Source organism: Mesorhizobium sp. WSM4935, assembly GCF_029625735.1.
Taxonomy (GTDB): Bacteria; Pseudomonadota; Alphaproteobacteria; order Rhizobiales; family Rhizobiaceae; genus Mesorhizobium.
This window is the reverse complement of record NZ_JARTVR010000017.1, coordinates 12001-31023: the sequence shown is the minus strand read 5'-3', so window position 1 is coordinate 31023 and position 19023 is coordinate 12001. Positions and strand designations below refer to the sequence as shown.

Here is a 19023-nt window from a genome sequence, read left to right as displayed (position 1 = left end):
TGATGGTTGTTTGGCGCGTGACGAGAACCATCATCCCGTTTGCAGCGCTACTCGGCTGCCGCTGTATTCGGCGAGCGCAATGCCGCCAAGGACAAGCGCCAATGCGAGGGCCTGATAGGGTTGAAACCGCTCGCCGACGATCATCACCGAAAGCAGCGTGCCGAAGATCGGCACAAGGTTGATGAACAGCCCGGCGCGGTTGGCGCCGATCAATTCGTTACCCTTGATGTAGAGAACCTGGGAGACGACCGAAGCGCCCAGCGCCGTGTAGAGCGTCAGCGCCCATCCATACGCGTCCGGCATGACGGCGCGGCCGGCCGTGATCTCCCAGACGAAGAAGGGCACGGATGTCAGCAGCGCGGCGATCGACAGCGCCAGCATGAAACTTTGCCAGCGGATTGCCGGCTTGAGGCGCAGCCCCACCGAATAGAGGCTATAGCAAAGCACCGCGACAAGCATGATGGCGTCGCCGAAGTTGAGATCGAGCTTCAGCAACTGGCCGAGGTCGCCATGGCTGGCGGTCAGCGCGACCCCGACGATGGTGAGCACGACGCCGACGATCTGCAGGGGCCGCACCCGCAGCCTGAACAGCAAGAAATTGGCAAGGATGATGACGATCGGGATGGCTGCCTGCTCGATCGAGACGTTGATGGCGGTCGTATAGTTGAGCGCGGTGTAGAAGATGACGTTGAAGATGGTGAAGCCGCAAGCGCCGAGGCCGGCAAGCAGCTTCCAGTGTCTGCGCGCTTCGGGCCAATCCTCGCGCAGTGTCCGCCATCCGACGGGAAGCAGGATCAGCACGGCCATGACCCAGCGCAGGAACACCAGCGTCATCGGCGAGACATGGCCGACGGCAAGCTTGCCCGCCACTGAATTGCCGCCCCACAAGAGCATGGTCGACAGAAGGAACAGATAGGCGGCTCGATGCATGGAGGATCCGGCCCTGCAGGGTATTCGAGGGTTCAGACCGGCCTAGAGCGCCGGCGGCGGCAAGTAAATGATGCGGAAGGCGGAATTTGTTGTGCCTGGACCGAGGTAGACGTCACGCCGGTGGCGTCATTTTGGTCCGGCTCCTGGCTGGAGCATGGTCGCTTCCGAAAGCCGGCACCCGCTTTTGCGTCGCCGACCTTCGGGTCGGGGGATCATGCTCCAAGGATGGTTTCGGCGGCAAAGAAAGGGTCGCGCGGGCCGGCGCTTGACGCTATAGAGGCCTGTCGTTTCAGGCCGCTCGCGCGGCATTTCAAGGGAAAAGAACATGGCCAATGTGGTGGTCGTCGGCTCGCAGTGGGGCGACGAAGGCAAGGGCAAGATCGTCGACTGGCTGTCGGAACGGGCCGATGTGGTCGTGCGCTTCCAGGGAGGCCACAATGCCGGCCATACGCTGGTCGTCGACGGCAAGGTCTACAAGCTGTCGCTGCTGCCCTCAGGCGTGGTCAGGCAGGGCAAGCTTTCGATCATCGGCAATGGCGTGGTTTTCGATCCGCATGCCTTCGTCGCCGAAGTCAAGAAGCTCAAGGAGCAGGGCGTGGAGGTCACGCCGGAGCGCCTGAAAATAGCCGAAAACACCGCGCTTATCCTGTCGCTGCACCGGGAGCTGGACGGATTCCGCGAAGACGCCGCCTCGAATTCCGGAACCAAGATTGGCACGACCCGCCGCGGCATCGGCCCCGCCTACGAGGACAAGGTGGGCCGGCGCGCGGTGCGGGTGATGGATTTGGCGGATTTGGAAACGCTCCCCTTGAAGGTCGACAGGCTGCTGACGCATCACAATGCGCTTCGCCGCGGGCTCGGCCATCCGGAGGCGACGCATGAGGCGATCATGCAGGAGCTGACTTCCGTGGCCGCCGAGATCCTGCCTTACATGGACCGCGTCTGGAAAGTGCTCGACGACAAGCGGCGCGCCGGCGAGCGCATCCTGTTCGAGGGCGCGCAGGGCACGCTGCTCGACATCGACCACGGCACCTATCCCTTCGTCACCTCGTCCAATACGGTCGCGGGGCAAGCTGCCGCCGGTTCCGGCGTCGGCCCCGGCGTCATCGGCTACGTGCTCGGGATCACCAAGGCCTATACGACGCGCGTCGGCGAGGGACCGTTCCCGACCGAGCAGAAGAACGAGATCGGCGAGTTCCTCGGCACCCGCGGCCACGAGTTCGGCGTCGTCACGGGACGCAAGCGCCGCTGCGGCTGGTTCGACGCCGTGCTGGTGCGCCAGGCCGTCGCCGTCAACGGCATCAAGGGCATCGCGCTCACCAAGCTCGACGTGCTCGACGGGCTGGACGAGATCAAGGTCTGCACCGGCTACAGGCTTGACGGCGAGACGATCGATTACCTGCCGGCCAGCCAGGGCGCGCAAGCGCGGGTCGAGCCCATCTACGAGACGCTGGAAGGCTGGAAGGGAACCACGGCCGGCGCCAGGAGCTGGAACGATCTGCCGGCGCAAGCCGTCAAATATGTCCGCCATATCGAGGAACTGATCGGCGCGCCAGTGGCGCTGCTCTCCACCAGCCCCGAGCGGGACGACACAATACTTGTGACAGACCCGTTTCAAGACTAGTTTCACAGCCCTTCCCGGCGCTATGGCTGATTTGCGGCCGGCGGGAAAAGAATGCAGGTCACCTGACGCATGGCAGATTTCGTTAGTATTCTGAAAAAGCAGCTCGATAAGAAGGTGGATCCTTCGTTTGAGGTGCGCAAACAGATATACGACGGTGCCCGCACGGTGCTGGCGAAGAAGCTGGCGGAGTATTCCCCGCCGCTTGCGCCCGATGTCGTCAGCAAACAGAAGCGCTCGCTGGAAGATGCCATCTCCAGCGTCGAGCGCGACTATGTCAAACGCGTCCCGGCCGAGGATCCGCTGGCGGAGCTGGAGCATATTTTCTCCTCCATCGACCGCAACAGGAACCAGCCGAACCACTCCCGCCAACCGGCGCCGGCGCCTGCATCCGGGCCTGCGCCTGCCAAGCCGGATCCGTTCAAATCCGAACCATTGAAGCCGGCGGCTCCGCCCGCCAGGACGGAACCGAGCTGGCAAAGCGCGCCGAAGGCGGAGCCCGCGCCGCAAAGCCCTGCGAAGGCCGAACCTGCCTGGCAGAACACGGCAAAGACCGAGCCAAGCTGGCAGGCCGCGCCGAAGGCGGAGCCTGCCTGGCAGAATGCGGCGCCACCGATGCCGTCGCCGCGCGAAGACGATGTGGGCCTGGCGGACGATGCCGACGATGGCGACGTCTTTGCCAATGACGAGCAGCCGGCGGCCGACACCTTCCAGCGCCTGCGGCCACAGCCGCAGGAGCGCAAGCGCGGCTATGGCGGCTTGATCGCCGCCGTCATCGCGCTGCTGGTGCTGGCGGGCGGCGGTTACGGCATATGGCTGAACAAGAATGCGTTCGGCTCGCTCTTCGGCCTTGGCGGCGGCAGCAAGACGGTCTCGACCGAGCCGCTGGCGAAGCCGGCTCCGGCCAAACCGGCCGCCGATACGGCCGCGGCGCCGGCCCCCCCCGGCGCCAGCGAGCCTGCCGAGACGACCAAGTTTACGCAGCGCCTGACGCCCGATGGCAAGGAAACCGATCCCGGTCCCGCCGGCGGACAGGCCACGATCGGAGAAGGCGAATCCGTCGCGGCGCTGACGTCGCGGCCGCCGGCCGCGCCGGCAACGGCGCCGGCGACGATCCCGCCTGCTGCGGCAACGCAAACGCCTGGGGCGCCCGCCGGGGGAACCACGCCGGCTGCGCCGGCGACCGGCGCAGCCAATCAGACGCCGCCCGCGGCAGGAACCACACCGCCCGCGGCTGGAGCAACGCCGCCGGCCGCAGGCACGACGCCGCCCGCGCCAGCGACGGCCGAAGCGACCGTGCCGGTCGGGCAGAAGGCGATCTTCTATGAGGAGCGCACCAGCACCCAGCAGGGCACTGCCGAGCCCGGCAGCATCGTCTGGTCGCTGGTGCAGGAATCACCCGGCGGCGACCTGCCACCGGAACCGGCGATCCGCGCCGAGGCGACGATTCCCGGCAAGAATATCCAGCTGCGCATGACGATCCGGCGCAACACCGACCAGACGCTGCCGGCCAGCCACATCATCGAGATGATCTTCCTGACGCCGGAAGGGTTTGACGGCGGCGGCGTCGACAACATCCTGCGCATCGCCATGAAGAGTTCGGAGCAGGACGCCGGCAGCCCGCTGATCGGCATCCCGGCCAAGATCGCCGACGGCTTCTTCCTCGTCGCGCTCAACGATACCAAGGCCGACGAGGACGCCAATCTGACCCTGCTCAGGGGTCAGGACTGGATCGACGTGCCGGTGGTCTACAAGACCGGACGCCGGGCGCTGCTCACCATGGAAAAGGGCATCCCGGGCGAGAAGGTCTTCGACGAGGCGCTGAAGGCCTGGGCGGCGAAGACGTCGGGGTGAGGTGAGGCAGTTTAAGCCGCCGCCGCTCAGAAGCCCTGAAACAGCATGTCGAGCGCAGCGACGATCTCGTCGTGGGGGCTTATGAGATTGGTTCGATTTTCACCGAGTTCGGTCGCAGCCACTGTCGCGATCAGGTGAGTGGCCATCACCATCTTCCGCCCGTTGATCTCGAAGACCGGATGCAGCTTGCGCATCGGCGAAGGCGTCTAGGTCAGCGGCAGAGCGGAACGACGACCCTAGTCTTGAAGTGGTCGAGCAGGTCGGATTGAACGTCGAGCAAATAGCCGCCTTCGATGCCGCTGGCGAAGACATCATAGCGCGCCATCAGAATTGCCGATGCTCGGCGAGCGGGATGCCATGCTTGTCGATATAGTCGTTCCAAGCGTCCATCGTCGCGCGGTTTTCAAGCTTCCATAGCCGCGTCTTCTCGGCAGCGACCGCTTCCGCTATCCCCGCCTCCGCCGCGCGCGATACGTTCACGTTGAGTCGCTTGGCTTCCGCCATGAGCTGAGAATCGATCGACAGATTAGCCGGTTGGCGGACCGCGTTCGCTGCTATCTTGCGCATGACGGCGTCCTCATTATGCGCATATCTTATGCGCACTTGCCGCCTTTGCAACGAAGACGGTACTACCCCTCCATCTCCTCCCGCAGCATCTCCAGTTCCAGCCACTCTTCCTCGAGCGCGGCGAGCGTCGTGCGCTCCTTGTCGAGCGCGGCGATGGTCTTCTGGAAGGAGACCGGGTCTCGCTCGTAGAAGGACGGGTCGGCGATGTTGTTCTCCAGCCGCGAAATCGAGGCTGTCACCGCCTCGATCTTCTTGGGCAGGGAATCCAGCGCGAATTTCTGCTTGAACGAGAGCTTTTTCGCGGGACCCTTCGGCGCTGCCTGTTCGGCCTTCGGCGCGACCTCGGCGGCCTCGGCTTTCGGCCTCGCCTTGCGGTCTTCCAGTCTGGAACCACCGCGCTGTGCCAGCATGTCGGAATAGCCGCCGGCATATTCGATCCAGCGGCCGTTGCCCTCCGGCGCGATCACGCTGGTGACGGTACGGTCGAGGAAGTCGCGGTCGTGGCTGACCAGGATCACGGTTCCGGCAAAGCCCGCGACCAGCTCCTGCAGCAGCTCCAGCGTCTCCATGTCGAGATCGTTGGTCGGCTCGTCGAGCACCAGCAAATTCGCCGGCCGCGCCAGCACGCGGGCCAGCAGCAACCGCGCGCGCTCGCCGCCGGACAGCTCGCGCACCGGCGTGCGCGCCTGCTCAGGCTTGAACAGGAAATCCTTCATGTAGGAGACGACGTGGCGCTGTTCGCCATTGACGAGCAGGTTCTCGCCGCGGCCGTCGGTCAGGTAATGCGCCAGCGTCTCCTGCGGGTCGACGGCCTCGCGTTTCTGGTCGAGCGTCGCGATCTCCAGATTGACACCGAGCCGCACGGTGCCTGCATCCGGCGCCAACTCGCCGGTCAGCATTTTCAACAATGTCGTCTTGCCGGCGCCGTTGGGGCCGACCAGGCCGACGCGGTCGCCGCGCTGGATGCGGGTCGAGAAGCCCTTGACCACGGTGAGATCGCCAAAACTCTTGTCGATACCCTTGGCCTCGATCACCAGCTTGCCGGATTCGACGGCGTCGCTTGCCACCATGGTGGCGGTGCCCTCGGCACCGCGGTGGCTGCGGAAACGCTGGCGCATGGCCTGCAATTCGCCGAGGCGGCGCATGTTGCGCTTGCGCCTGGCGGTCACGCCATAGCGCAGCCAATGCTCCTCGCGCACGATCTGGCGGCCGAGCTTGTGCTGTTCGCGCTCTTCTTCTTCCAGCACCTGGTCGCGCCATTCCTCGAAATGGGCAAAGCCCTTGTCCAGCCGCCGCGTCTGGCCGCGATCGAGCCAGACCGTGGCGCGCGAGACGCGCTCGAGAAAGCGGCGGTCGTGCGAGATCAGGATCACCGCCGACGAGGTGCGGGCAAGCTCTTCTTCCAGCCACTCAATCACCGAAAGATCGAGATGATTGGTCGGCTCGTCGAGCAAAAGGATGTCGGGCTCGGGCGCCATGACGCGGGCAAGAGCGGCGCGCCGCGCCTCGCCGCCGGAAAGGTCGTTCGGTCGTTCCTCACCGGTGAGGCCGAGATGTTCCATCAGATAGGTGGCGCGATGCGGATCGTCGGCCGGGCCGAGACCTGCCTCGACATAGGCGCGCACGCTGGCGAAGCCGTCCATGTCCGGCATCTGCGGCAGATAGCGGACCGTGGCCGAGGGCTGACGGAAGACCTCGCCGTCCTGCGGCTCGATCATCCCGGCGGCGATCTTGAGCAGCGTCGACTTGCCCGAGCCGTTGCGGCCGACCAGCGCGATCTTCTCGCCGGCGGATGCGCTGAGCGCCGCGCCGTCGAGCAGCGGCGTGCCGCCGAAGGTCAATTTAATGCCATCGAGATTGAGGAGTGGCGGCGCCATATCAGCTTTCTGGAAGAGGATAGGGGTGGGCCAGCAGCAGCGCCCGGCCGCGCTCCAGCGCGATGCCAAGCTGCCCTTTGACCTCGTTTGATATAGTGAGCGAGGAGCCGAACGCCACCTCGACGCGGTCGAGCGGCCATTTGGCGCCGGTGACCGTCAGCCCGGCGAGCTCGGAGAAGCCGAGCACCGAAAACAAGGTGCCGTCAGCATAGTCGAAACCGGCACTGCCGGGCAAAACCGGAACGCCTTCCTGCGCGCCGCTCGTCAGGAGCACGGTGGTGCCCGCCTCGGCCAGCCGCATGGCGAGCGCCAGATGCAGGAAGGCGTGGTCGGCGCGCTTGCCGCCGAAGGCTCCGGCCAACAGGAGGCTGGTCGCGCCGCGCTGAAGCGCTTCCGCTATGGCGAGCTCTCCGTCGGTCATGTCCTTTTCGGTCGGGAAGATCTTTCGCGGAACGGCGGCCAGATCTACGGGCAGGTTCGCCGGCACCGAGTCGAAATCGCCGACCCAGAGTTCCGGCACCAGGCCAAGCATGCGGGCATGGCCGATGCCGGCATCGGCGGCGATGACGCGCGAATCCTCGATCTGGCGTTCGAGCCGGGGCGTGCGAATGAGCTCGCCGCCAAGCAGAATGGTGAATGTGCCCATGGGCGTCGCCCTTACCAGCCCACCGGGCGAAACGGAAGTCGGATGCAGTGCGCTTCGGGCCCGCGTCCTGCCTCAGAACATTAGCTGCCCGGCAAACTTCCGCTTGCGCGGCGCTTCGGCCGCGCTTATCTCTCGAAGCGCTCTAACGGGGTGCCGGACGTGATCCGGCTGAGAGGCAATCGAGCCAACCCGCTGAACCTGATCCGGTTTGTACCGGCGGAGGGATTAGACGTTTCGGACCATCCGGCGCCTCAATTCCTTGTCACTCGAACGAAGGAGGCGCCGATGCGCGCAATGCTGTCTAATCTCATTGTTGCAACCGGTCTTTTATCGCTCCTGGCCGGCGTCGCGCCTGCCGAGGCAAAGGACAAGCTCACCGTTTACACCTATGAGAGCTTCACCGCCGATTGGGGTCCGGGACCGGCGGTGAAGAAGGAATTCGAGGCCGAATGCGGCTGCGATCTCGAATTCGTCTCGGTGGCCGACGGCGTGGCGCTGCTCAACCGCGTCAAGCTGGAGGGCGCCGGCACCAAGGCCGATATCGTACTTGGCCTCGACACCAATCTTACCTCCGATGCCAAGGCGAGCGGCCTGTTCGCGCCGCATGGCGAAGTCTCGGGCATCAACGTGCCGGGCGGCTGGAGCGACGACACTTTCGTGCCTTTCGACTATGGCTATTTCGCCGTGGTCTATGACACGCAGAAGCTGAAGACGCCGCCGAAGAGCCTGAAGGATCTGGTCGAGGGTGCCGGAACCGACAAGATCGTCATCCAGGATCCGCGCACCTCGACGCCCGGCCTCGGCCTGCTCCTGTGGGTGAAGTCTGTCTATGGCGACAAGGCGCCGGAAGCCTGGGCCAAGCTCAAGTCGAGAGTCCTGACGGTGACGCCGGGCTGGAGCGAGGCCTATGGCCTGTTCACCAAGGGCGAGGCGCCGATGGTACTCTCCTACACCACCTCGCCGGCCTACCACATGGTGGCCGAGAACACCGAGCGCTATCAGGCGGCCTCTTTCGAGGAGGGCGAATACCTGCAGATCGAGGTTGCCGGCATCACGACGACCGGCGCGAAGAACCCGCTGGCACAGAAGTTCATCGCCTTCATGACCGGGCCGAAGTTCCAGGACGTCATTCCGGAGACCAACTGGATGTTCCCGGCCGGAAAGACCGACAAGCCGCTCAACCCGGCCTTCGACAAACTGGTGAAGCCGACCAAGACCCTGTTGTTCAGCCCACAGGAAGTCGCGGCCAACCGCAAGGCCTGGGTGGATGAGTGGCTGGCGGTGATGAGCAAGTAGCTGGTCTTGGTTATTATCCTTCCAAGATGATTGCTCTACGGCGCCCCCCTCTGTCCTGCCGGACATCTCCCCCTCAAGGGGGGAGATCAGCTGTCATCTCGACCTTCGCCATTCTCCAACGCCGCAGTACCGAGCGGGGCGCCAAAGCTGCCAATCTCCCCCCTAGAGGGGGGGATGTCCGGCAGGACAGAGGGGGGCGCGAAGGAACGCGGCGTTCGCTAGGTCGAACCCAAATGGTGCTGCGTGCAGCCGCGCGCTGACTCCCGCGTCACCGCCGGCGTCTTCGCCATTGCGGCCATCGCGCTGCTCATCGGCGGCGCCTTCGCCGGCCTTGCCGTCGAAGGCGCGCATGATCTTTCCGGTGCTGCCGCCGCTTTCGACGGCTACCTCCTGCGCGTCGCCCGCTTCACGCTGTGGCAGGCGGCTCTCTCGACGCTGCTGTCGGTCGCGCCGGCGCTGCTGGTAGCGCGCGCTTTATCGAGGCATCCAAGCTTCCCCGGCCGCGCCCTGATCCTGCAATTGTTCACCTTGCCGCTGGCGTTGCCGGCGATCGTCGCCGCGCTCGGCGTCTTGGCGCTCTACGGTCGGGCCGGATATTTTGCCGGCGTCTTCGCCGGGCTTGGCGGCGGCGAATGGCCGGGGATCTACGGCCTCTTCGGCATCCTGGTCGCTCATGTCTTCTTCAACCTGCCACTGGCGACGCGCCTCTTCCTCGAGGCGCTGGGCACCGTTCCCGCCGACCAGTGGCGACTAGCGAGCCAGCTCGGCATGGGCGCCCGGCCAGCCTTCCGGCTGATCGAATGGCCGGTGCTGCGCGCCGCCTTGCCGGGAATTGCGGGGCTGGTCTTCATGCTCTGCATCACTTCCTTCACCATCGTGCTGACGCTGGGCGGCGGTCCGGCCGCGACGACGCTGGAGGTCGCCATCTACCAGGCGCTGCGCTTCGATTTCGATCCCGCGCGCGCCGTGGTGCTGACGCTGCTGCAGATCGCGCTGACCTTCATCATGGTCGTCGCTCTCATGCGGCTCGGGGCCAACACGGTCGGCGACGCCAATCTGCCGGTGGCGCCGCGCCGCTACCTTTCGGCGGGTCGGCTCGAAAGCGTGCTCAACGCTGGCCTTATTGCGCTTGCCCTGCTGTTCGTCGCCGGACCGATGGCGGCGACGGTGTTATCAGGCCTGGAGGCCAACCTCGGCCGGCTGGCGGGTGAAGAGGCGGTCCGCCGCGCGACGCTCACCAGCGCCAGCCTTGCTTTCGTCGCGGCGCTGCTCAGCGTGACGCTGTCGCTGGCGTTGATTGCGGCGCGGCGCGCGCTTGCCCTGCGGCGCCGCTCGGGGAGCACCATGTCGCTGCTCGAACATGCCGCCGACACGGGCGCCGGCTTCGTGCTTGTCGTGCCGCCGATCGTGCTTGGCGCCGGCTGGTTCCTGGCGCTCCGCAACCTCACCGATGTCTTCGCCGTCGCGCCGGTCATGGTCGTCGTCGTCAATGCGGTGATGGCGATGCCCTTCGCCATCCGTGCCATCCGCCCGGCCTATGACGCGGCGAGCGAGCGCCATGAGCGGCTTTGCCTGACGCTCGGCATTTCCGGCTGGAGCCGGCTCAGCCTGATCGACTGGCCGTCTTTGAGGCGGCCCCTGGCCACCGGTTTCGCCTTCGCCATGGCGCTGTCGCTCGGCGATCTCGGCGTGATCGCGCTGTTCGGCAGCGATTCCGTGCAGACCTTGCCCTATCTGCTTTTGGCGCGCATGGGCAGCTATCGGACCGCCGACGCCGCGGGACTTGCCTTGCTGCTCGGCCTGGTCTGCCTGATGCTGGTGGTCGCCGCCGACCGGCTGGGGCGGGAAGGAAAGTGATGACGACGACCATCGACGGCACCGCAGCGCAAAAGGGCCTCACGGTCGCGCTGGATGGCGTCTCGTTCAGCTATGGCGAGTCTTCCTTCCGCTTCGATGCCGAATTCGCGGCCGGCAGGATCACCGCCATTATGGGGCCGAGCGGTTCCGGCAAGTCGACGCTGCTCAATCTGATAGCCGGCTTCGAAACGCCCGATACAGGCAAGGTGCTGATCGGCGGCATCGATGTCGGCAACGTGAGCCCTTCGGCGCGACCGGTGTCGATGGTGTTCCAGGAAAACAATTTGTTCGCGCATCTTTCCGTCGAAGCCAATGTCGGGCTCGGCCGCTCGCCGTCGCTGAGGCTCGGCGACGCCGACCGCATTGCCGTCGCCGAGGCGCTGGCGCGTGTCGGCCTGACGGGTAAGGAAAAGCGGCTGCCGCGCGAGCTCTCCGGCGGCGAGCGGCAGCGCGTGGCGCTGGCGAGGGTGCTACTGCGCGACCGGCCGGTACTGCTGCTCGACGAGCCTTTCGCATCGCTCGGCCCGGCGCTGCGTGAGGACATGCTCGACCTTGTCGCCGGCATCCATGCCGAGCGCGAAATGACGGTGCTGTTCGTCACGCATCAGCCGGACGATGCGCGCCGCATCGGCGAGGACGTGGCATTTCTCGATGAAGGCACGATCGCGGCGGCCGGGCCGGCCGACGATTTCTTCAATCGGTCTGGACCGGATGCCTTCAGGCGCTATATCGGCGATCGAGGCGGCACCGCTGCCGGATCACAACATATTGCCCGGAAGCGGACATAATTTACGGCCAAACCGGCAATGGGTGATTTGGCGTTTGCTTGCCTTGTCCGGGGGAGTGTGGCTAGGTCCGGCCATGCTGGTCCGGTTGGTGATTTGCCGAAAGATTTCGAAAGGAAGCCGATCTGTCGACCGGCACTGAGAAAGTGTGGATGAGGCCACTGGCACGATTTTTCGCGCTAGCGGGCGTTGCCGTGGCGCTGGCCAGCTGCCAAATGTTCACGCCGCCGGACGTGCAGGAGAGCGGCTTCCAGCCCTCCGACAAGCCGATCACCGTCGACAATGTCGTCGCCAACGCCAAGCTCGCCGAAATGGCGAAGGCGCAGCATCCCCGGATTCTCGCCACCTATGGCGGCGAATATTCCGATCCGAAGCTGGAACGCATGGTGGCCAAGGTCGTCGGCAACCTGACGGTGGTGTCGGCCAACCCGACCCAAACCTATCGCATCACCATCCTCAACTCGCCCAACGTCAACGCCTTCGCGCTGCCGGGCGGCTATCTCTATGTGACGCGCGGGTTGCTGGCGCTGGCCAACGATTCCTCCGAGCTTGCCGCCGTCATCGCGCATGAGATGGGCCACGTCACCGCCAATCACGGACTGCAGCGGCAGCAGCTCGAGGCCGAGGAAGGCCTGGCGACCAAGGTGGTTTCCGACGTGCTGGGCGACAGCCCGACCGCCAAGGCGGCGCTGATCCGCGGCAAGCTCAGGCTCGCACAATTCTCGCGCAACCAGGAATTGCAGGCCGACGCCATCGGCATCAAGTCGGTCGGCGAGGCGGGCTACGATCCTTACGCCGCCGGCCGCTTCCTGCAGTCGATGTCGGCCTATACGGATTTCCGCTCGGTCAGCGGCGCCACCGACGCCAGCCTCGACTTCCTGGCGACGCACCCCAACACACCGCAACGTATCGAGCTGGCGCAGCGGCTTGCGCGCAATTTCGGCCCGCCCGGCGTCGGCACGCGTGACCGCGACGCATTCCTGGCCGGCATAGACGGCCTGCTGTACGGCGACACGCCGGAAGAAGGCTATGTGCGCGGCCAGACCTTCATGCACCCCAATCTCGGCGTATCCTTCACGGTGCCGGACGGTTTCGTCATCGACAATTCGGCGGCCGCGGTCACCGCGACCGGGCCTGGCGACATCGCCATCCGTTTCGACGGGGTGGCGATCGACAAGTCGGTCTCGCTCACCGATTACATCCGCAGCGGCTGGGTGGCGGGGCTCGAAGACGCCAGCGTGCGCCAGGAGACGATCAACGGCAACGACGCAGCGATAGCGCATGCCAGCGCGCAAGGCTGGCAGTTCGACATCGCGGTGATCCGCGCCGGCGGGCAGGTCTACAGGCTGCTGACAGCGGCGCCCTCGGCCAGCACCTCGCTGGATCCGGTCGCGCGCTCGGTCAGCGGCTCCTTCCGCGTGCTGAGCCCAGCCGAGAAGGCGGCGCTGAAGCCGCTGCATATCCGGGTCGTTACCGTCCAGCCCGGCCAGACCATGGGCTCGCTCGCGGCCCAGATGGTCGGCGTCGACCGCAAGCTCGACCTGTTCCGCGTGCTCAACGCCATGTCGCCGGGCGCCAGCGTATCGGCCGGCGACAAGGTCAAGATCGTCACCGACAAGTAGGGACTCGCGAGTTCAGCCCGACCGGGCGCCGCCGGCTTGACCAATCGCCCGGTCGGGGGCCGTTGTCGTCACAAGCCGTCGCTACCGGTGCTGCCACCCTCACTTTGGCTACCACCGGTAGTGCCACCACTGGTAGTGCCGCCACCGGTGTTGCCACCCTCACTTTGGCCACCTCCGGTAGTGCCGCCGCCCGTACTGCCGCCGGCGCCACTGCCACTCCAGGGTGGCCTCCCGGTTTCCGTTGGCACCGGCTTGATCCCAGGTTTTTCCGGAACTGTCGGTGTGACGGGCTTCGGTTTCGACACGGGCACGCGGATCACCTTTATCTTCGTGATGACCTTCGGGGGCTTGCATGCCATGACCACCGGGGTGCTTCGCGCGGGAAGGCCCAGGATGCCCATCGAATACACGTTTTGCCGCTCCATGCCCGCCTTCAGGAAAGCCAGGGCGCGAGCCGGGTCGGCGGGCACGCCGTTGCGGCCTTCGTTGAAGATCACCGCAAGCTCCTTCATGGCATCGATGTGCCCCATCGCCGCTGCCTGGAGCAGCAGGTCCAGTCCCTTGCCAATGTCGCGCTCGACGCCGAGGCCGTTGAACAAAGCGCGGCCCCAGGCAGCCATGGCGTAGGGGTCTCCCTTGTCGGCCGCCTTCGAATAGAGGTCGCCTGCCTTCGGTGTGTCGGCGGCCGTCGCCATTCCGGACGAGGCGATGGAGCCGAGCGCGAACAGGGCGCGGATATGACCCTTGTCCGCGGCCTCCTGGATCGCCTGCCTGGCTTCGTGGATCCTGCCCGCCGCCAGCAGCGCCCGCCCCAGCTCGTAACGGAAACGCGCAATGTCGGGATAGGATTTCGCCGCCGCCTCGCAGGCGTCCACCGCTCCGCCGCCGATCTCGTTCGGCAACCGGCCCGGTACGACGCCCTGCAGGTCGAGCGGCTCGCCGGCGGCCTGGTCGCAAGGATCGACATTCGGCGACAGTTTCACCGTCGCCTGTTTCGCGGCGTTGCCCACGCGGATCTGGAAGCCGATGTCGACGGGAGCGGTCGAGCCGATCTGCGGCTCGTAGCGCAGATTGCCGACCTCGCCTGCCATCAGGCTCGATTGCGGCGACAGCACGCGATCCGGCAGGGACAGCGTTCCGGTCGCCGGGTAACTCGCAAGCTTGAGGCTGACCCCGGCACCCTTGGCCGGGAAATCCAGCTTCAACGGAACCGGGCCGACACCGAGCGGGACACGGATGTCGCGATTGTCTATCGCTTCGGCGGCGGCGACTTCGATCCCGCGCTCCGTCACTTGCTGGTCTTGCCCGGCGTCAGGCGGCGGCGCGGGTTGCTCGGTCCCACGCATCAGCACTACGTCGTCGATCAGCGAGGAGTTCTCCCACGGAACCTGCTTGCCGTTGGTCGCCTTGACCACATCGCGGCGCACAGCCGCCATGACCGAGCGTATCTCCTGGTTCGGCGCCCGCGCGCGGCGGGAGAAGGACGATGAAAACGGGCTGAGATCGCCGGAGCCGTCATAGGCGACCGCCCCTGGCTCGGTGGCAAAGGCAATCAGCGTGTTCTGCGAGCCTGTCACCTGCGCAAGGCCGCTGTCACCGGCGACGATCAACTGGTCGCGCAGCCAATAGTCCTTGCGCGGGAAAGGATTGTTGCGGCAGGCGTCGAGGATGATCATCTGGATCTTCGATCTCGAGCGCAGCTGCCGCAATATGTCATCGACCTTGATGGCCTGGACTTCCATGTCGGCCGCGTCTTTCAGCGACGCGTCGACCGGGATCAGGAAATTCTCGCCGCCGATCTGAAAGCCGTGGCCGGAATAGTAGACGACCGCAAGATCGGCGCCGTCGGCCGCCGCGAGATAGTTGCGGAACTTCTCTTCGAACTGAAGCCTGGTGAGGTCCTTGGCGGCGAAGACCTCGAAGCCGGCCAGTCGGAATGTCTTCGACACGTCCTCGGCATCCTTGTCCGGGTTCTTGAGGGCCGGGATTTCGCGGTATTGCGAATTGCCGATCACGAGGGCCACCCTTCGATCGGCATGCGCCTCGAACGTGGTGAGGCCCACGAGGATCAAGGCAGCAAGGAGCGCGCAGCATCGCAGCATGGCAAATCCTCCATATCTGTCTGGAGGCTTCAAAGAGGCCAATTGCGACGCAATGGTCTGTTAAAGACCTCACAATCCAGAAGTACGGATGAGGGAAAATTGCCCCGATGGCGATATTTTTCTTATTTACTCAATGTCTTATCGTCGAATTCGAGCGCTGATTGGCTTCAGGCTGCTTCCGCCAAAAATCCCGGGTTCTGTTTCACCAGGGCCAGCTTCAGCTTTTCCATGGCGCGGGCCTCAATCTGGCGGACGCGCTCCTTCGAGATGCCGAGCTGTTCGCCAAGCGATTCCAGCGTGGCGCCGTCATCGCTCAGCCTGCGCTCCTCGATGATGCGAAGCTCGCGGGCGTTGAGCGCGCCGAGCGCGCTCTTCAGCCAGACGGCGCGGCGCTGGATATCGATCCTTTCGCCGACGATTTCGTCGGGAAGCGGATCTTCGGAGACCAGGAAATCCATCCGCTCGGCGGCGCCGTTCTCGTCGGCCAAAGGCGCGTTGAGCGAGCTGTCGGGCGAGGAGAGGCGTGAATCCATCATCGCCACGTCGGCTTCCGGCACGCCGAGCGCGGCCGAGACCTCTCGGTAGAGCGAGGTGTTGGAGAGCGGCTCGGCGCCGTTGGCCAGCCGTGCGCGCAAGCGCCGGAGGTTGAAGAACAGCGCCTTCTGCGCCGAGCTGGTGCCGCCGCGCACGATCGACCAGTTGCGCAGGATATAATCCTGCATCGAGGCGCGGATCCACCAGGTGGCATAGGTCGAGAAGCGTACTTCGCGCGCGGGCTCGAAGCGGGCCGCCGCCTCGAGCAAGCCAACATGGCCTTCCTGGATCAAATCACCGAGCGGCAGGCCGTAATGGCGGAATTTCGAGGCCATGGAGATGACCAGGCGCATATGGGCGACGGTGATCCGGTTCAGCGCGTGCTGGTCGTTTTGTTCCTTCCAGCGGAGCGCCAGCACATGCTCCTCGTCGCGCTCGAGATAGGGAGCCTTCATTGCCGCCCGGACCAGCGTCCGTCCTGCCGCGTCCTCGATCATGCCGGCTCCTTTTGCGACGATTGCGCGTATGGCGGTTGAAAAGACGCCGCCGCGCCCTACAACAGCCATGCAACGTGTCAGGCGCATGGATGGTTCCGCCGCCCGAGGAGCCAGATGTTGCCGGTGGAAGCATTTGTTATCTGCCGGGAAAAGCCGCTTGGCGGATTTTTGGCCGGTTCTGAGAACCAGATTTCTGGCAGAGCCGATATTTGAAATCTGGTTCCTTATTTTGCAACCTTCTATCTGTCAGTTTCCGGCTCTCACAATCGCGCCGGGGCACCGGTCAAAACGGGATCACAGAAAAATGAAATGGCTCAAACCGCTCCTTATCGCCGGAACGCTGCAGGTTCTGGCGATCACCGCCGGCCATGCCGGCGCCAATCTTGACCAGATCAAGCAGGCCGGCGTGCTCAAGGTCGGCACTGAGGGCACCTATGCGCCCTTCACCTATCACGACGAGTCCAACGCGCTGGTCGGCTTCGACGTCGAGATCGCCAAGGCCATCGGCGACAAGCTCGGCGTCAAGGTCCAATTCCTTGAAGGCAAGTGGGACGGGCTGATCGCCGGCCTCGACGCCAACCGCTACGACGCCGTCATCAACGAGGTCGGCATCACCGATGCCCGTAAGGCCAAATATGATTTCTCCGATCCTTACATCGCCTCGAAGGCGGTGTTGATCGTGCGCGGCGACAACACCGACATCAAGACCTTCACCGACCTCAAGGGCAAGAAGGCCGCGCAGTCGCTGACCTCGAATTTCGGCAAGCTCGCCGAGAAGAACGGCGCCGAGCTCGTCGGCACCGACGGCTTCGACCAGTCGATCCAGCTTCTGCTCACCGGCCGCGCCGACGCCACCATCAACGACAGCCTGTCCTTCCTCGACTTCAAGAAGCACAAGCCGGACGCCAATGTGAAGATCGCCGCGCAGGAAGAGAATGCCGATTATTCCGGCGTCATCGTGCGCAAGGGCGATCCGGAGCTTGTCGCTGCCATCAACAAGGCGCTGGCCGATATCAAGGCCGACGGCACCTATCAGAAGATCGCCGACAAGTATTTCGGCCAGGACGTTTCGAAGTAAGGCAATCGTCCTTTTGCTTGAAAACCGGCGGGCCGTCTTAGACGGCCCGCCATTTTTGCACGACATTCGTCGGGGGCGTCTTTGACGGCCCCACGGTTCTTGCATGATAGTCGGCCCAGACGGGGGAACGCGCCGCCGTATCTGGAAGGGAGAAGCGCTCGGTGCCGCACTGGCTGCAATTGATGCTGGAATCGTTGCCGACGCTTTTATGGGCGGCGCTGATCTTCACCGTGCCGCTGACGCTTTTGTCCTTCGCGCTCGGGCTGATCGCCGGGCTGGTGACGGCGCTGATCCGGCTGTTCGGCCCGAAGCCGCTCGTCGCGCTGGTGCGCTTCTATGTCTGGATCTTTCGCGGCACGCCGCTTCTGGTGCAGCTCTTCCTGATCTTCTACGGCCTGCCCTCGGTCGGCATCCTGCTCGATGCCTTCCCCGCGGCGCTGATCGGCTTCACGCTCAACATCGGCGCCTATACGTCCGAGATCATCCGCGCCGTCATCGGCTCGGTGCCGAAAGGCCAGTGGGAGGCGTCCTATTCGATCGGGATGACCTGGAGCCAGGCGATGCGGCGCACCATCCTTCCGCAGGCGGGCCGCGTCGCGGTGCCGCCGCTTTCGAACACCTTCATCTCGCTGGTCAAGGACACCTCGCTCGCGGCAGCGATAACGGTGCCCGAGATGTTCCAGGCCGCGCAGCGCATCGTCGCCACCACCTATGAGCCGCTGATCCTCTATGTCGAGGCGGCGGCGCTCTATCTCGTGATGAGCTCGGTGCTGTCGGCGCTGCAGGCGCGGCTCGAGGTGCGGCTCAACCGCTATGGCGGCTTTTTGGAGGCCAACGCATGATCGGCCTCACCGACATCGAAAAGCGCTTCGGCGACAATCTGGTGCTGAAGGGCGTCACCGTCAGCCTGGACGAGGGCAGCGTGACGGCGCTGGTCGGCCCTTCGGGCGGCGGCAAAAGCACGCTCTTGCGCTGCATCAACCTGCTGGAGATTCCGACCTCCGGTTCCTTGCGCATCGGCGACGAGACGCTTGCCTTCCATCCCGGCGTCAAGGTGCCGGCCAAGGACATCCAGCGCATCCGCCTGCAGACCGGCATGGTGTTCCAGAATTTCCAGCTCTTCCCGCATCGCACGGCGATCGAGAATGTCATGGAAGGGCTGGTGACGGTGCTGAAATGGCCCGAGCCGCGGGCGCGCGAGCGGGCGATGGCGCTGCTCGAAAAGGTCGGCATGGCGCATAAGGCCGACGCCTGGCCGGCGACGCTGTCTGGCGGCCAGCAGCAGCGCGTGGCGATTGCCCGGGCGCTTGCGCCGTCGCCGCGCGTGCTGCTCTGCGACGAGCCGACCTCGGCGCTCGATCCGGAACTGGCGCAGGAAGTGGTCGACGTGCTCGGGCAGTTGGCCCGCGAAGGCACGACGATGGTGATGGCCACGCATGATCTGAGGCTCGCCTCCAAGATCGCGCAGGAGGTCGTCTTCCTCGATGCCGGCTCGATCGTCGAGAAGGGACCGGCTTCGGTCGTCTTCGACAATCCGGAGCGCGAGCGGACCAAGCGCTTCATCGCCTCGCTCAGGCAGGAAGAGGCGCAGAAGGAAGGGGGCGGCTGAGCCCTCGTACTTTTTGCACTTTGTGGGCCCAATCGCATAGCACGGCGCCAGCCCCTCATCCGGCCGCTCCACGGCCACCTTCTCCCCGATGGGGAGAAAAGAGCTGGCGCCGGCGCCGAAAGCCTCCTCTCCCCTCGGGAGAGGTCAG

17 protein-coding genes and 1 riboswitch are annotated in these 19023 nt (G+C 65.1%); of the genes, 9 read left to right on the top strand and 8 right to left on the bottom strand.

The window, feature by feature from the left end; all coding sequences use genetic code 11:
* Positions 1 to 30: 30 nt before the first annotated feature.
* Positions 31 to 930, bottom strand: coding sequence for a DMT family transporter (locus P9273_RS27550; protein ID WP_278051588.1), 900 nt, complete (start codon positions 928 to 930; stop codon positions 31 to 33).
* Positions 931 to 1255: 325 nt separating this feature from the next.
* Between P9273_RS27550 and P9273_RS27545 the strand changes: the two genes are divergently transcribed.
* Together P9273_RS27545 and P9273_RS27540 are read left to right on the top strand one after the other, a co-directional pair.
* Positions 1256 to 2554: an adenylosuccinate synthase gene (locus tag P9273_RS27545; RefSeq protein WP_278051587.1), complete on the top strand. Its 1299-nt coding sequence runs from the start codon at positions 1256 to 1258 to the stop codon at positions 2552 to 2554.
* A gap of 69 nt (positions 2555 to 2623) precedes the next feature.
* Positions 2624 to 4405 (top strand): hypothetical protein, encoded by a 1782-nt coding sequence (locus P9273_RS27540; RefSeq protein ID WP_278051586.1) that lies wholly within the window; start codon positions 2624 to 2626, stop codon positions 4403 to 4405.
* A gap of 26 nt (positions 4406 to 4431) precedes the next feature.
* Here P9273_RS27540 and P9273_RS27535 read toward each other — a convergent pair whose 3' ends face one another.
* From P9273_RS27535 to P9273_RS27515, 5 genes are all read right to left on the bottom strand, one after another.
* Positions 4432 to 4599, bottom strand: coding sequence for a CcdB family protein (locus P9273_RS27535; RefSeq protein ID WP_278051585.1), 168 nt, complete (start codon positions 4597 to 4599; stop codon positions 4432 to 4434).
* A gap of 17 nt (positions 4600 to 4616) precedes the next feature.
* Complete coding sequence (locus P9273_RS27530; protein ID WP_278051584.1) at positions 4617 to 4730, bottom strand: CcdB family protein; 114 nt, start codon at positions 4728 to 4730, stop codon at positions 4617 to 4619.
* Positions 4730 to 4972 (bottom strand): type II toxin-antitoxin system CcdA family antitoxin, encoded by a 243-nt coding sequence (locus tag P9273_RS27525; RefSeq protein WP_278051583.1) that lies wholly within the window; start codon positions 4970 to 4972, stop codon positions 4730 to 4732. Before P9273_RS27525 ends, P9273_RS27530 begins: the two co-directional genes overlap by 1 nt.
* Before the next feature lie 62 nt (positions 4973 to 5034).
* Complete coding sequence (locus P9273_RS27520; protein ID WP_278051582.1) at positions 5035 to 6849, bottom strand: ABC-F family ATP-binding cassette domain-containing protein; 1815 nt, start codon at positions 6847 to 6849, stop codon at positions 5035 to 5037.
* A 1-nt stretch (position 6850) separates the two neighbouring features.
* Complete coding sequence (locus P9273_RS27515; protein ID WP_278051580.1) at positions 6851 to 7495, bottom strand: thiamine diphosphokinase; 645 nt, start codon at positions 7493 to 7495, stop codon at positions 6851 to 6853.
* 136 nt (positions 7496 to 7631) lie between these two features.
* Positions 7632 to 7737: riboswitch (TPP riboswitch) on the top strand.
* A gap of 52 nt (positions 7738 to 7789) precedes the next feature.
* On the opposite strand from P9273_RS27515, the gene thiB reads away from it, so the two are divergent.
* The 4 genes from thiB to P9273_RS27495 all read left to right on the top strand — a co-directional run bounded on the left by thiB (position 7790) and on the right by P9273_RS27495 (position 13055).
* Positions 7790 to 8791 (top strand): thiamine ABC transporter substrate binding subunit, encoded by a 1002-nt coding sequence (thiB, locus tag P9273_RS27510; RefSeq protein WP_442920265.1) that lies wholly within the window; start codon positions 7790 to 7792, stop codon positions 8789 to 8791.
* A 243-nt stretch (positions 8792 to 9034) separates the two neighbouring features.
* Positions 9035 to 10648, top strand: a complete 1614-nt coding sequence (thiP, locus tag P9273_RS27505; protein WP_278051578.1) for a thiamine/thiamine pyrophosphate ABC transporter permease — start codon at positions 9035 to 9037, stop codon at positions 10646 to 10648.
* The gene (gene thiQ, locus P9273_RS27500) at positions 10648 to 11436 is read left to right on the top strand and encodes a thiamine ABC transporter ATP-binding protein (RefSeq protein WP_278051577.1); all 789 of its coding nucleotides are present in this window, start codon (positions 10648 to 10650) and stop codon (positions 11434 to 11436) included. The genes thiP and thiQ overlap by 1 nt, the downstream gene beginning before the upstream one ends.
* A 149-nt stretch (positions 11437 to 11585) precedes the next feature.
* Positions 11586 to 13055, top strand: coding sequence for a M48 family metalloprotease (locus P9273_RS27495; RefSeq protein ID WP_278051576.1), 1470 nt, complete (start codon positions 11586 to 11588; stop codon positions 13053 to 13055).
* Positions 13056 to 13123: 68 nt separating this feature from the next.
* Here the strand turns inward: P9273_RS27495 and P9273_RS27490 are convergent, their stop codons facing one another.
* Both P9273_RS27490 and P9273_RS27485 read right to left on the bottom strand, forming a co-directional pair.
* Positions 13124 to 15157, bottom strand: a complete 2034-nt coding sequence (locus P9273_RS27490) for a caspase family protein (RefSeq protein WP_278051575.1) — start codon at positions 15155 to 15157, stop codon at positions 13124 to 13126.
* Between the two features lie 167 nt (positions 15158 to 15324).
* Positions 15325 to 16188: an RNA polymerase factor sigma-32 gene (locus P9273_RS27485; RefSeq protein ID WP_278051574.1), complete on the bottom strand. Its 864-nt coding sequence runs from the start codon at positions 16186 to 16188 to the stop codon at positions 15325 to 15327.
* Between the two features lie 304 nt (positions 16189 to 16492).
* Here P9273_RS27485 and P9273_RS27480 point away from each other — a divergent pair, with 304 nt between their 5' ends.
* The 3 genes from P9273_RS27480 to P9273_RS27470 all read left to right on the top strand — a co-directional run bounded on the left by P9273_RS27480 (position 16493) and on the right by P9273_RS27470 (position 18875).
* A complete protein-coding gene (locus P9273_RS27480; protein ID WP_041004750.1) occupies positions 16493 to 17266 on the top strand; it encodes an amino acid ABC transporter substrate-binding protein in 774 nt (257 codons plus the stop codon).
* 161 nt (positions 17267 to 17427) lie between these two features.
* Positions 17428 to 18108: an ABC transporter permease subunit gene (locus tag P9273_RS27475; protein ID WP_041004752.1), complete on the top strand. Its 681-nt coding sequence runs from the start codon at positions 17428 to 17430 to the stop codon at positions 18106 to 18108.
* The gene (locus P9273_RS27470) at positions 18105 to 18875 is read left to right on the top strand and encodes an amino acid ABC transporter ATP-binding protein (protein WP_278051573.1); all 771 of its coding nucleotides are present in this window, start codon (positions 18105 to 18107) and stop codon (positions 18873 to 18875) included. The genes P9273_RS27475 and P9273_RS27470 overlap by 4 nt, the downstream gene beginning before the upstream one ends.
* Positions 18876 to 19023 lie beyond the last annotated feature (148 nt).

Bases quoted from the DNA above. Each gene is read 5' to 3' on its own strand.
- P9273_RS27550 (WP_278051588.1), bottom strand. From the start codon at position 930: ATGCATCGAGCCGCCTATCTGTTCCTTCTGTCGACCATGCTCTTGTGG.
- P9273_RS27545 (WP_278051587.1), top strand. From the start codon at position 1,256: ATGGCCAATGTGGTGGTCGTCGGCTCGCAGTGGGGCGACGAAGGCAAG.
- P9273_RS27540 (WP_278051586.1), top strand. From the start codon at position 2,624: ATGGCAGATTTCGTTAGTATTCTGAAAAAGCAGCTCGATAAGAAGGTG.
- P9273_RS27535 (WP_278051585.1), bottom strand. From the start codon at position 4,599: ATGCGCAAGCTGCATCCGGTCTTCGAGATCAACGGGCGGAAGATGGTG.
- P9273_RS27530 (WP_278051584.1), bottom strand. From the start codon at position 4,730: ATGGCGCGCTATGATGTCTTCGCCAGCGGCATCGAAGGCGGCTATTTG.
- P9273_RS27525 (WP_278051583.1), bottom strand. From the start codon at position 4,972: ATGCGCAAGATAGCAGCGAACGCGGTCCGCCAACCGGCTAATCTGTCG.
- P9273_RS27520 (WP_278051582.1), bottom strand. From the start codon at position 6,849: ATGGCGCCGCCACTCCTCAATCTCGATGGCATTAAATTGACCTTCGGC.
- P9273_RS27515 (WP_278051580.1), bottom strand. From the start codon at position 7,495: ATGGGCACATTCACCATTCTGCTTGGCGGCGAGCTCATTCGCACGCCC.
- thiB (WP_442920265.1), top strand. From the start codon at position 7,790: ATGCTGTCTAATCTCATTGTTGCAACCGGTCTTTTATCGCTCCTGGCC.
- thiQ (WP_278051577.1), top strand. From the start codon at position 10,648: ATGACGACGACCATCGACGGCACCGCAGCGCAAAAGGGCCTCACGGTC.
- P9273_RS27495 (WP_278051576.1), top strand. From the start codon at position 11,586: ATGAGGCCACTGGCACGATTTTTCGCGCTAGCGGGCGTTGCCGTGGCG.
- P9273_RS27490 (WP_278051575.1), bottom strand. From the start codon at position 15,157: ATGCTGCGATGCTGCGCGCTCCTTGCTGCCTTGATCCTCGTGGGCCTC.
- P9273_RS27485 (WP_278051574.1), bottom strand. From the start codon at position 16,188: ATGATCGAGGACGCGGCAGGACGGACGCTGGTCCGGGCGGCAATGAAG.
- P9273_RS27480 (WP_041004750.1), top strand. From the start codon at position 16,493: ATGAAATGGCTCAAACCGCTCCTTATCGCCGGAACGCTGCAGGTTCTG.
- P9273_RS27470 (WP_278051573.1), top strand. From the start codon at position 18,105: ATGATCGGCCTCACCGACATCGAAAAGCGCTTCGGCGACAATCTGGTG.